Here is a 12,811-nt window from a genome sequence, read left to right as displayed (position 1 = left end):
GATTAAATATTCTTCAGGTGGGAAGTTTCCTACTCTTGACACAGTCTATTTCTGCTTTTTATTTTCCGCTAGGCGACGAACGGTCATTCCGCTCTAGAGCAGAACGCTGACGCCCGTCACCTCTCGAACAACTACGCTTGAATCAAACCCGCTCCGGCGGTGCCTCGCTCGGCGGGTCACCCAGCGGCGGTTGTGGGGCGAGTGGCGGGTCTTTCTCTGGAATAGGCTCGGGATCAGGGCCGGGTGGTGGCAAGGTGGGATCATCGATGTTCGGATCGGGTGTTTCGGCCGGGATGGGAATATTCATCTGGACGGGTCTCCGTGACGCACATGGCTTGAGTCGTGCTTATTGTTGTTGACCTCCTTGCACCGGCTTTGATCCCCGGGATGCACAGGGGCAAATCCCTCTGAACTTTTAGTCGTTGATTCGGTTCGGAGTTTAAGTGAGTTTTTTCAGGGACCCGTTGGGCCTTTACCGCCACAAGCGCGTCCATGGGGCGTAAAAGGAGCGATGCTCGATGACTGCCGAACACCCGACTGAACTGGCCTACAACCCGCATTTGCCGCTGTCTCAAGCCTTGCTGTTGCCGCGTATCGCTATTGAAAACACCATGCCGGTGATCGACGGCGGACAATTCGCCGCCAAGGCCGTGGCGGGGCAGGACGTGACAGTGACCAGCAAAGTCTTCGCCGATGGTCATGACAAGCTGGCCGTGCGCATTCGCTGGCGTTCGCTGCAGGATGAGGTATGGAACAGCGAGGTCATGAGCGACCTGGGCAACAACGGCTGGCGCGGCCAGTTCAATGTGCCGGAGCAAGGTCGCTATGTCTTCTGCATCGAGGCCTGGATCGATCAGTTCGCCAGTTTCCGATACGAACTGGAGAAAAAATTCGGTGCGGGGGTGCCGATCAGCCTGGAGCTGCAGGAGGGACGCAATCAAGTGCAAATGGCCGTCGAGCGCAGCACAGGGGAGCTGAGCGAGCAACTGGCGGCCCTGCACCACGAGCTCTCCGGTCTGTTGCCGACCGAGCAGGTGGCGCTGTTCCTGGCACCGCGCAGTGCCGATCTGATGTCCCGGGCCGATCATCGCCCGTACTTGAGCATCAGCGCCGAGTATCCGCTGGATGTGGAGCGCAAGCTGTCTGAGTTTGCCAGCTGGTATGAGCTGTTTCCCCGCTCGATCACCGACGATTCTGCGCGCCATGGCACCTTCAACGACGTGCACTCGCGCCTGGCGGTGATTCAGGACATGGGCTTCGACGTGCTGTACTTCCCGCCGATCCACCCCATCGGTCGCAGTTTCCGCAAAGGCCCGAACAATTCCCTCACCGCCGGTCCCGACGACCCGGGCAGCCCGTATGCCATTGGCAGCGAGGAGGGTGGGCACGAGGCCATTCACCCGCAATTGGGTAGCCGCGAGGACTTCCGGCGCCTGGTGGCGGCGGCCGCTGACCACGGCCTGGAGATCGCCCTGGACTTCGCGATCCAGTGTTCCCAGGATCACCCCTGGCTCAAGCAGCACCCGGGCTGGTTCAGCTGGCGGCCGGACGGCACGATCAAATATGCGGAAAACCCGCCGAAGAAATACCAGGACATCGTCAACGTCGATTTCTACGCGGCCGATGCGATTCCCAGCCTGTGGACGGAGCTGCGGGACATCGTGGTGGGCTGGGTCAAGGAAGGCGTGAAGATATTCCGCGTCGACAACCCTCACACCAAGCCGCTGCCGTTCTGGCAATGGCTGATCGCCGATGTGCGGGCGCAATACCCTGAAGTGATCTTCCTGGCTGAAGCGTTCACCACGCCGGCCATGATGGCGCGGCTGGGCAAGGTCGGTTATTCCCAGAGCTACACCTATTTCACCTGGCGCAACACCAAGGCTGAGCTGGCGACCTACTTCAGTGAGCTCAATGAATCGCCGTGGCGTGAATGCTACCGGCCGAATTTTTTCGTCAACACGCCAGACATCAACCCGGCCTTTCTCCATGAGTCGGGGCGCGCCGGTTTTTTGATCCGCGCGGCCCTGGCAACCATGGGCTCAGGCCTGTGGGGCATGTATTCGGGCTTCGAGCTGTGTGAGTCGGCACCGGTGCCGGGCAAGGAGGAATACCTCGATTCGGAGAAATACGAGATCCGCCCCCGAGACTTCACCGCGCCGGGCAACATCATTGCCGAGATCGCCCAGCTCAATCGTATCCGTCGACAGAACCCTGCGTTGCATACGCACTTGGGCCTGAAGGTCTACAACGCCTGGAATGACAACATCCTGTACTTCGGCAAGCGCACCGCCGACGGCAGCAACTTCATTCTGGTGGCGGTGAGTCTTGATCCGCACAACCCGCAGGAAGCCAGTTTTGAGTTGCCGCTGTGGGAGATGGGCCTGCCCGACGACGCCCAGACCCAGGGCGAGGATCTGATGAATGGCCATCGCTGGAGCTGGTATGGCAAGTACCAGTTCATGCGCATTGACCCGGCTTACCAGCCCTTTGGAATCTGGCGGATCAGCGTGGCGTGACAGGCGCGATGCCGAGAAAGCGCTGTTGTGTCGAGTGAGCTGTTGTGTGGCGAGGGAGCTTGCTCCCGCTGGGTCGCGCAGCGGCCCCAAAAAAGCGATGAGTGCTGCGCACTCAAGCGGGAGCAAGCTCCCTCGCCACACAACAGCTTCCTGCACAGCGCCCTTGCCACATAGACCTCACAAGCCTGCTCCAGCGGCTTTATTGAATTCATCAGGAGTTGCAAATGGCGAAGAAACCCCGGTCTGCCACCTTCATCAAAGATCCGCTCTGGTACAAGGATGCGGTGATTTACCAGGTCCACGTAAAATCCTATTTCGACTCCAATAACGACGGAATCGGTGACTTTCCCGGCCTGATCGAAAAGCTCGATTACATCGCCGACCTGGGCGTCAACACCATCTGGCTGCTGCCGTTCTATCCTTCGCCCCGGCGCGATGACGGCTACGACATTGCCGAATACCGTGGCGTCAGCGCCGACTACGGCACCATGGCCGATGCGCGGCGGTTCATTGCCGAAGCCCATAAGCGCAACCTGCGGGTAATCACCGAGCTGGTCATCAACCACACCTCGGACCAACACCCCTGGTTCCAGCGTGCGCGCAAGGCCAAGCCGGGTTCGAAGGCGCGGGACTTCTACGTCTGGTCCGATGACGACCACAAATACGACGGCACGCGAATCATTTTCCTCGACACCGAGAAGTCCAACTGGACCTGGGACCCGGTGGCGGGCCAGTATTTCTGGCACCGCTTCTATTCCCACCAGCCCGACCTCAACTTCGATAACCCGCAGGTCATCAAGGCCGTGTTGTCGGTGATGCGCTACTGGCTGGACATGGGCATCGACGGCCTGCGCCTGGACGCCATCCCGTACTTGATCGAGCGCGACGGCACCAACAATGAAAACCTGCCCGAGACCCATGACGTCCTGAAGTTGATCCGCGCCGAGATCGACGCCAACTACCCCGACCGCATGTTGCTGGCCGAAGCCAACCAGTGGCCGGAAGACACCCAGTTGTACTTCGGCGATGTCGACGCCCAGGGGATGAACGGTGACGAATGCCACATGGCTTTCCACTTCCCGCTGATGCCACGCATGTACATGGCATTGGCCCAGGAAGATCGTTTCCCTATCACCGATATCCTGCGTCAGACCCCGGAGATCCCCGCCAATTGCCAGTGGGCGATTTTCCTGCGCAACCACGATGAGTTGACTCTGGAGATGGTCACCGACAAGGAGCGTGACTACCTGTGGAACTACTACGCCGCCGACCGTCGGGCGCGTATCAACCTGGGCATTCGTCGGCGCCTGGCGCCGTTGGTGGAGCGCGATCGTCGTCGCGTCGAGTTGCTCAACAGCCTGCTGCTGTCGATGCCCGGCACGCCGACGCTGTACTACGGCGATGAAATCGGCATGGGCGACAACATCTACTTGGGCGACCGTGATGGCGTGCGTACGCCGATGCAGTGGTCCATCGACCGCAATGGCGGTTTCTCCCGCGCCGACCCGGCCAGCCTGGTGCTGCCACCGATCATGGACCCGCAGTACGGCTACCAGTCGGTCAACGTCGAGACCCAGGCGGGCGATCCGCACTCGCTGCTCAACTGGACGCGGCGGATGCTGGCGGTGCGCAAGCAGTCCAAGGCCTTCGGCCGTGGCACGTTGAAGATGCTCTCGCCGAGCAACCGCCGGATCCTGGCCTATACCCGCGAATACACCGGGCCTGACGGCAAGCACGAAATCATCCTCTGCGTGGCCAACGTGTCTCGCAGCGCCCAGGCTGCTGAACTGGATCTGTCGACCTACGCCGGCATGGTCCCGGTGGAGATGCTCGGCGGCAACGCCTTCCCACCCATCGGCCAGTTGAACTTCCTGCTGACCCTGGCGCCGTACGGCTTCTATTGGTTCGCCCTGGCAACAGAGAACCAGATGCCGAGCTGGCACGTGGAACCGGCCCAGAGCTTGCCGGACTTCACCACCCTGGTGCTGAAAAAGCGCCTGGAAGAATTGCTCGAAGCGCCATCGCGCACCACGCTGGAGCAAACCATCCTGCCGAGCTGGCTGCAGAACCGGCGCTGGTTCGCCGGCAAGGACAGTGCGATCGAGAAGGTCGAGATTGTCTATGGCGTGCGCTTTGGTGACCCGCAGCACCCGGTGCTGCTCAGCGAAATCGATGTCACCAGTGGCGGTCAGACCCTGCGTTATCAGCTGCCGTTCGGCCTGCTCGCCGAAGACCAGGTCGGTGCGGCGTTGCCGCAGCAACTGGCGTTGTCGCGGGTGCGTCGGGTGCGTCAGGTGGGCCTGATCACCGATGCATTCAGCCTGGAAAGCTTCGTGCGAGCCGTGCTGCACAGCATGCAGGCCGCCACGGTGCTGCCGTTCGCCGAAGGTGAGTTGCGCTTCGAACCTACCGAAGGCCTGGCCGCGCTGAACCTGGGAGACGAACCAGAGGTACGTTACTTGTCCGCCGAACAGTCCAACAGTTCGGTGGTGGTGGGCAGCAGCCTCGTGCTCAAGCTGATTCGCAAGGTCGCCTCGGGTGTGCACCCGGAACTGGAAATGAGCGCCTACCTGACTGCTGCCGGTTTCGGCAACATTTCACCGCTGTTGGGTTCGGTGGTTCGCCGCGACGCCCAGGGTGAAGATGCGCTGCTGATGATCGCCCAGGGCTACTTGAGCAATCAGGGCGACGCCTGGGAATGGACCCAGAACAACCTCGAACGCGCCCTACGCGATGAGCTGGCGGACGCGGTGTCCGAGCAGGAGCAGCATTACAACGCCCTGGGCGAACTGAAGGATTTCGCCGGCATGCTCGGCCAGCGCCTGGGGGAAATGCACCAGGTATTGGCCCAAGCCACTGACGATCCGGACTTCGCGCCGCAGGCCACCAACGCCAAGCAAGCCCAGGCCATTGGCAAGGACGTGGCTGCGCAAGTGGAAAACGCCTTGCGCCTGCTCAAGCAGAACCAAGGCCAATTGAACCCGGCGGACCAGGCCATGGTCGCACGTTTGTTGGAGCACAAGAAAACCGTTCTGGCCCATGTCCAAGCACTGGCCGGCAAGGCTGAAGGAGGCTTGCGCATTCGCGTCCATGGCGACCTGCACCTGGGGCAGGTACTGGTGATCAAGGGCGACGCCTACCTGATCGACTTTGAAGGTGAGCCGGCGCGGCCATTGCATGAACGACGGGGCAAGCACAGCCCTTATAAGGACGTCAGCGGCGTGTTGCGTTCCTTCGATTATGCCGCGGCCATGGCGATTCACTTGCACACTGTCGACAGCACGGCTGATGCCGATGCGGCGCGGCAACGGGTCGCTGATCGTTATCTGAAAGAGGCTCGCCAGGCATTTGTCGAGGCATATCGGCTGGCGGCAGCTAGTCTTGCCCATGAGTGGAAGGATGCTGAAGGCGAAGACGCCGCACTGGCGTTGTTCGGCCTGGAGAAGGCGGCCTATGAAGTGGCCTATGAAGCCGAGAATCGCCCCACCTGGCTGCCCGTGCCGTTGCACGGTCTGGTCGGGTTATTGAGTGGGCTGCAACCCTTTTCCGACGTAGCCGGACCGATTTAGTGGAGAGAATCATGAGTGTCTCGAACAAAGAACTACAGGGGCAGGCCAAAGAGTCGTTGCTGCCGGCGCCCCATGACATCGACGCGCTGGTGCGCGCCGAACACCACGACCCGTTTTCCATCCTGGGACCTCATGGCGACGACGCCGGCGGCCAATTCATTCGCGCGTATCTGCCCGGTGCCCTGAGCGTGCATGTGCTGGCCCGCGATGGCGGCGAAGAACTGGGGGAACTGCAACCCACCGCAACCCCGGGGCTGTTCGTCGGCCATTTCGACCGTGCCCAGGCGTACTTGCTGCGCACCCGTTGGGCCGGTGGCGAGCAAGTGGCCGAAGACCCCTACAGCTTCGGTCCGTTGCTGGGGGAGATGGACCTTTACCTGTTTGGCGAGGGCAATCACCGCGACCTCAGTTCCTGCCTCGGTGCGCAACTGACCACCGTCGATGGCATCGACGGCGTGCGGTTCGCTGTCTGGGCGCCGAATGCCCGGCGCGTTTCGGTGGTCGGGGATTTCAACGTGTGGGACGGGCGTCGGCATCCGATGCGCATCCGTTATCCGTCCGGCGTATGGGAGATATTCATCCCGAGGCTGGGTGCCGGTGAGGGTTACAAGTATGAAATCCTCGGTGCCCACGGCATCTTGCCACTCAAGGCCGACCCAGTGGCCCTGGCCACCCAGATGCCGCCAGACACGGCGTCGAAAGTTGCCTCCCCCCTGAAGATCGAGTGGCAGGACGACGAGTGGATGCAGCACCGTCGCGAGCGGCAGCTCCCGGGTGCGCCGCTGTCGATCTACGAATTGCACGCCGGCTCCTGGCAGTGCGAAATCGACGAGGCGGGGGAGGTGGCCCGGCAATACAACTGGCATGAAATGGCCGAGCGGCTGATCCCGTATGTCAAGGACCTGGGCTTCACCCATATCGAGCTGATGCCGATCATGGAGCACCCATTCGGCGGCTCCTGGGGCTATCAGCCGCTGTCGCAATTCGCGCCAACGGCACGCTTTGGTTCGCCGGACGATTTCGCGGCATTCGTCAACGCCTGCCACCAGGCCAGTATCGGGGTCATCCTCGACTGGGTGCCGGCGCATTTTCCCACCGACACCCACGGCCTGGCCCAGTTCGACGGCACCGCGCTGTACGAATACGGCAACCCGCTGGAAGGCTTCCACCAGGATTGGGACACGCTGATCTACAACCTGGGCCGTACTGAAGTGCACGGCTTCATGCTGGCGTCGGCGCTGCACTGGCTCAAGCATTTCCACGTCGATGGCCTGCGAGTGGATGCCGTGGCCTCGATGTTGTATCGCGATTATTCGCGCAAGGCCGGCGAGTGGGTGCCTAATCGCCATGGCGGACGGGAAAACCTGGAAGCCATCGATTTTTTGCGGCACCTCAACGATGTGGTGGCCTTGGAAACCCCCGGTGCGCTGGTCATTGCCGAAGAATCCACGGCTTGGCCGGGCGTCAGCCAGAGCACCCAGCAGGGCGGCCTGGGCTTCGCCTACAAGTGGAACATGGGCTGGATGCACGATTCGTTGCACTACATCCAGCAAGACCCGGTGTACCGCGCCCATCACCATAACGAACTGAGCTTCGGCCTGGTGTATGCCTGGTCCGAGCGCTTCGTCCTGCCGATTTCCCATGACGAAGTGGTTCATGGCAAACGCTCGCTGATCGACAAGATGCCCGGTGACCGCTGGCAGAAATTCGCCAACCTGAGGGCCTACCTCAGTTTCATGTGGGGCCATCCCGGCAAGAAGCTGTTGTTCATGGGGTGTGAGTTCGGCCAGTGGCGCGAGTGGAACCACGACCAGCAGTTGGATTGGTACCTGCTGCAATACCCTGAGCACCGGGGCGTGCAGAAGCTGGTGAGCGATCTGAACCGTCTGTATCGCGAAGAACCGGCGCTGCATGACCAGGATGATGCGCCCCAGGGTTTCCAGTGGTTGATTGGTGACGATGCGCTCAACAGCGTCTACGCCTGGCTGCGCTGGAGCAAGGAGGGCCGGCCGGTGTTGGTGGTCGCCAACTTCACGCCGGTGCCGCGCGAGGCCTATCGGGTCGGCGTACCGTTCGCCGGGCGCTGGGTCGAATTGCTCAACAGCGATGCTGACACCTACGCCGGTTCCAACTATGGCAATGGCGGTGGTGCCTCCACCGAAGAAGTGCCCAGCCATGGCCAGGCCCTGTCGCTGGAACTCAACTTGCCGCCGTTGGCGGTGTTGATCCTGCGGCCGGAGGGTTAGATTTCACAAAAGCCTGAAGGTAAATGATGACTGTGGCGAGGGAGCTTGCTCCCGCTGGGCTGCGCAGCAGGCCCCTTCGGGCGGTCGCTGCGCAACCGAGCGGGAGCAAGCTCCCTCGCCACAAGAGTTTGCGGTGGTCATAAAATCCAAGACCACCCCATTGGATGTGCCCACCTGAAGGAGTTTTGTGATTCCTTCAGCGCACCAGGCACGGCCGCTTGTTGTTGAACGTCCAGCCTGGAATCAGGTATTGCATCGCCACCGCATCGTCCCGCGCCCCCAGGCCCATGCCCTTGTACAACTCGTGGGCCTTGGCCAACTGATCCGTGTCCAGCTCAATCCCCAGCCCTGGCTTTTTCGGCACCTGCACGCAGCCACCCTGGATCTGCAACGGTGCCTTGGTCAGGCGCTGGCCGTCCTGCCAGATCCAGTGCGTGTCGATCGCCGTGATCTCGCCCGGTGCCGCTGCGGCCACGTGGGTGAACATCGCCAGGGAAATGTCGAAGTGGTTGTTGGAGTGCGAGCCCCAGGTCAGCCCCCATTCATTGCACATCTGCGCCACCCGTACCGAACCCTGCATGGTCCAGAAGTGTGGGTCGGCCAAGGGAATGTCCACCGATTGCAAGGTGATGGCGTGGCCCATCTCGCGCCAGTCGGTGGCAATCATGTTGGTGGCGGTCTTGAGGCCCGTGGCGCGACGGAATTCGGCCATGACCTCACGACCGGAATAGCCGTTCTCGGCGCCGCAAGGGTCTTCGGCATAGGCCAGCACCTTGTGCTGGTCGCGGCACAGGCGAATGGCCTCTTTCAGTGACCAGGCACCGTTTGGGTCCAGGGTGATGCGGGCCTGGGGAAAACGCTCAGCCAATGCGGTGACCGCTTCGATCTCCGCGTCGCCCTGGAGCACGCCGCCCTTGAGCTTGAAATCCTGGAAGCCGTAGCGCGAATGGGCTGCTTCGGCCAGGCGCACCACGGCGTCGGCGTCCAGGGCTTTTTCGTGGCGTACACGGAACCAGTCGTTGTCGGCGTCCGGCTCGCTGCGGTAAGGCAGGTCGGTCTGTTGACGATCGCCCACATAAAACAGATAGCCAAGCATCTTCACTTCATCGCGTTGCTGGCCTTCACCGAGCAGCGCGGCGACCGGTACGTCCAGGTGTTGGCCGAGCAGGTCCAACAACGCCGCTTCCAGGCCGGTCACCGCGTGGATGGTGATGCGCAGGTCGAAGGTCTGCAGGCCACGGCCGCCGGCGTCGCGGTCGGCGAACGCCTGGCGCACCGTATTGAGGATCTTCTGGTACGTGCCGATGGGGCTGCCGACCACCAGCGAACGGGCGTCTTCGAGGGTCTGGCGAATGCGTTCACCACCGGGCACTTCGCCCACGCCGGTATGGCCGGCGTTGTCCTTGAGAATAACGATATTGCGGGTGAAAAACGGGCCATGGGCGCCACTGAGGTTCAGCAGCATGCCGTCGTGACCGGCCACGGGGACGATCTGCATGCTGGTGATGATCGGGGCTTTGCTGGCTTCTGGGGTGGTCATGTGCGCTTATCCTTGATGATCAGGCGTGACTGGCGGCAGGTGGGTTGGCCGGCGTCGTTGCAGATTTGGGTTTAGGCGTATTGCGTGCGGCGAACACGATGATCGCGGCGATGATCGAGGTGGCCGCCAGGCCATAGAGGCCGCCTTGGATAGACCCGGTGTGTTCTTCCAGCAGGCCGAAGGTGGTGGGGGCGACGAACCCGCCGAGGTTGCCCACGGAGTTGATCAGCGCAATCACCCCAGCGGCGATCCGGGCGTCCAGGTAGGCCTGGGGAATTGGCCAGAACAGCGACGACGCGGATTTGAAGCCCAGGGCCGCGAAGCAGATGGCGACGAAGGCGAAGATCGGCCCGCCGGTGGTGGACATGAACATCCCGGCTGCGGCGATCAACAAGGCGGTGGCGACCCAGGCCTGCTGGAACTTCCATTTGGCCGACAGCGAGGCGAAGGCATACATGCCGACGATCGACAGCAGCCAGGGAATCGAGTTGAACATCCCGACCTGGATGTCGCTCAGTTCGCCCATCTTCTTGATGATGCTGGGCAGCCAGAAGGTGGCGGCGTAAATCGTCAGCTGGATGAAGAAGTAGATCAGGCAGAACAGGATGATCTGGCGATCCTTGAGCAACTGTCCGATGGACAGTTTGATCGGCGAAGCGGCTTCTCGTGCGCGTTGTTCATCGTCGATGGTCTTGACCAGCACGTCTTGTTCTTCACGGCTCAGCCATTTGGCGTCATGGGGCTTGGAGTCCAGCCAGAACCAGACGAAGACGCACAGGCAGACGGAGAACATCCCTTCGATGAAGTACATCCACTGCCATCCGTGCATGCCCAGGCCGTTGATTTGCAGGAGCAAACCCGACAGCGGGCCGGAGATCAGCGACGCAATGGCCGAGCCGCTGAGGAAGATGGCGATGGCTTTGCCGCGTTCAACCCCAGGCAACCAGCGGGTGAAGTAATAGATCACCCCAGGGAAGAAACCGGCCTCGGCCACGCCCAACAGGAAACGCAGGATGTAGAAGTGGGTTTCGTTCTGGATGAAGGCCATGCCTGCTGCAACCAAACCCCAGGTGAGCATGATGCGAGTCAGCCAGATACGGGCGCCGATTCGTTGCAGCAGGATATTGGACGGGACTTCGAACAGCGCGTAGCCGATGAAGAACAGGCCGGCGCCTAAGCCGTAGGCGGCGGCACCGATCCCCAGGTCGTGCTCCATATGGGCACGGACGAAGCCGATGTTCACGCGGTCGATGTAGTTGACGATAAACATGATGACGAACAGCGGCAGGATGTGGCGCTTGACCTTGGCAATGGCCGACAGCAGCACCGGATCCGCTCCGGCATTCGCCTTGAGGCTGGATGTGTTCACTTGGTTTTTCTCCCACTCGTTATTTTTATGCGGGGCATCGTGCAGGTGCCGATGTTGATAGACATCATACAACTTGAATTTTTTCGATGACAAGGGGTTTTTGATGACAAATGGAAAGGAAGGTTGGATTGTTTATGCCGTATTTGCTGGGTTGTCCGGTAGGTTTCTGGGATTTATGATGCGAGGCGGCTGTGGGAAGTGATGGTTGTGCTGGGTCAGTGATGGATGGGATGTCGCTCTAACTTGAGTGTTGTCATACAAGTTGGACGTTCACGATGATCATTTCCGGGCCCGCTGATGGTAGGATTGCTTAGCCTGTTTTCGAGGAACCCTGGCGATGCAAGACACTGAAGCCCCGCTGCGCAAGCGCACCCACAACCTGGCCCATGACTTGGTGGCGAAGCTCAGCCAGAGCATTCTGCTGGGGCAACTGAAGCCGGGGGAGAAGCTGCCATCGGAAGGGGCCATCGTGCAGGAGCATGGGGTCAGTCGTACGGTGGTGCGCGAGGCGATTTCCAAGCTGCAAGCCTCGGGACTGGTGGAGACTCGCCACGGCATCGGCACCTTTGTGCTGGAGCAGAGCGACGAGCCCGGGCTGCGCCTCAATGTCGACACCGCTGCCGGTGTGCGGGGCATCCTGGAGTTGCGCCTGGGCCTGGAAACCCAGGCGGCCGCCTTGGCGGCCCAGCGTCGTAGCGAGCGCCAGTTGCAGCAGATGCGCCAGGCGCTGGATGACTATCAGCGGTTGTTTAGCAACAACGACAGTTGCGTCGAAGCCGATCGGCGTTTTCATCTGCTTATCGCCGAGGCCACGGACAACACCTGTTTCGTCGAAATCATGCAGCACCTGGGCAGCGCGATGATCCCCAGGACCCGAGTCAACGTGGCCGAGCGCGGCCAGGCTGACCTGGGCAAGCTGGCACAACTGGCCAACCTTGAGCACGAAGCGATCTTCAATGCCATCAAGCGCCAAGACCCCGACGCCGCCCGAGCCGCCATGTGGCTGCACCTGACCAACAGCCGTGATCGGTTTGGTGCGCGGACCTGACAATTCGCCGTCGCCTGAGCCACCGCCATCGCGAGCAGGCTCGCTCCCACCTGTGGCCGGCACGAATCTGCCAATCGACACCGATCCCTTGTGGCGAGGGAGCTTGCTCCCGCTGGGCTGCGCAGCAGACCCAAGCCTTTGCCTGGGGCACCGAGCCGTCAGGTTTCAGGGCCGCTTCGCGCCCCAGCGGGAGCAAGCTCCCTCGCCACGGGGATGTGGCTGCACCTGACCAACAGCCGCGACCGGTTTGGTCGCGAACCTGACAATTCGCCGTCGCCTGAGCCACCGCCATCGCGAGCAGGCTCGCTTCCACCGTGGAATGGTGGCCTGCACGAATCTGCCAATCGACACCGATCCCTTGTGGCGAGGGAGCTTGCTCCCGCTGGGCTGCGCAGCAGACCCAACCCTCTGCCTGAGACACCGAGTCGTCAGGCTTCAGGGCCGCTTCGCGCCCCAGCGGGAGCAAGCTCCCTCGCCACGGGGATTGGGTTGAGCACGCAATCGACGTTACACCGCGGCCCTC

At 61.6% G+C, this 12,811-nt stretch carries 7 protein-coding genes; 4 read left to right on the top strand and 3 right to left on the bottom strand.

The features are described 5' to 3' along the window. Nucleotides 1-142: 142 nt before the first annotated feature. On the bottom strand, nucleotides 143-307 hold the full coding sequence (locus tag V7773_RS25170) for a hypothetical protein (protein ID WP_170842385.1): 165 nt from the start codon (nucleotides 305-307) through the stop codon (nucleotides 143-145). A gap of 211 nt (nucleotides 308-518) precedes the next feature. On the opposite strand from V7773_RS25170, the gene V7773_RS25165 reads away from it, so the two are divergent. From V7773_RS25165 to glgB, 3 genes are all read left to right on the top strand, one after another. Continuing rightward, nucleotides 519-2,516: an alpha-1,4-glucan--maltose-1-phosphate maltosyltransferase gene (locus V7773_RS25165; RefSeq protein ID WP_336075827.1), complete on the top strand. Its 1,998-nt coding sequence runs from the start codon at nucleotides 519-521 to the stop codon at nucleotides 2,514-2,516. A gap of 224 nt (nucleotides 2,517-2,740) precedes the next feature. Continuing rightward, nucleotides 2,741-6,085, top strand: a complete 3,345-nt coding sequence (gene treS, locus V7773_RS25160) for a maltose alpha-D-glucosyltransferase (RefSeq protein ID WP_063322047.1) — start codon at nucleotides 2,741-2,743, stop codon at nucleotides 6,083-6,085. 11 nt (nucleotides 6,086-6,096) lie between these two features. Continuing rightward, entirely contained in the window at nucleotides 6,097-8,331 is a 2,235-nt protein-coding gene (gene glgB, locus V7773_RS25155) for a 1,4-alpha-glucan branching protein GlgB (RefSeq protein ID WP_336075823.1), read from the top strand. 196 nt (nucleotides 8,332-8,527) lie between these two features. Here glgB and gudD read toward each other — a convergent pair whose 3' ends face one another. Further along, nucleotides 8,528-9,871, bottom strand: coding sequence for a glucarate dehydratase (gene gudD, locus V7773_RS25150; protein WP_092412663.1), 1,344 nt, complete (start codon nucleotides 9,869-9,871; stop codon nucleotides 8,528-8,530). Between the two features lie 19 nt (nucleotides 9,872-9,890). Next, the gene (locus tag V7773_RS25145; protein WP_336075817.1) at nucleotides 9,891-11,240 is read right to left on the bottom strand and encodes an MFS transporter; all 1,350 of its coding nucleotides are present in this window, start codon (nucleotides 11,238-11,240) and stop codon (nucleotides 9,891-9,893) included. 337 nt (nucleotides 11,241-11,577) lie between these two features. Between V7773_RS25145 and V7773_RS25140 the strand changes: the two genes are divergently transcribed. Then, the gene (locus tag V7773_RS25140; protein ID WP_063322044.1) at nucleotides 11,578-12,288 is read left to right on the top strand and encodes a FadR/GntR family transcriptional regulator; all 711 of its coding nucleotides are present in this window, start codon (nucleotides 11,578-11,580) and stop codon (nucleotides 12,286-12,288) included. Nucleotides 12,289-12,811 lie beyond the last annotated feature (523 nt).

Source organism: Pseudomonas sp. 3JA (assembly GCF_036961705.1).
Taxonomy (GTDB): Bacteria; Pseudomonadota; Gammaproteobacteria; order Pseudomonadales; family Pseudomonadaceae; genus Aquipseudomonas; species Aquipseudomonas fluorescens_Q.
The sequence above is the reverse complement of the archived record's forward strand: the minus strand, read 5'-3'. Positions and strand labels throughout refer to the sequence as shown.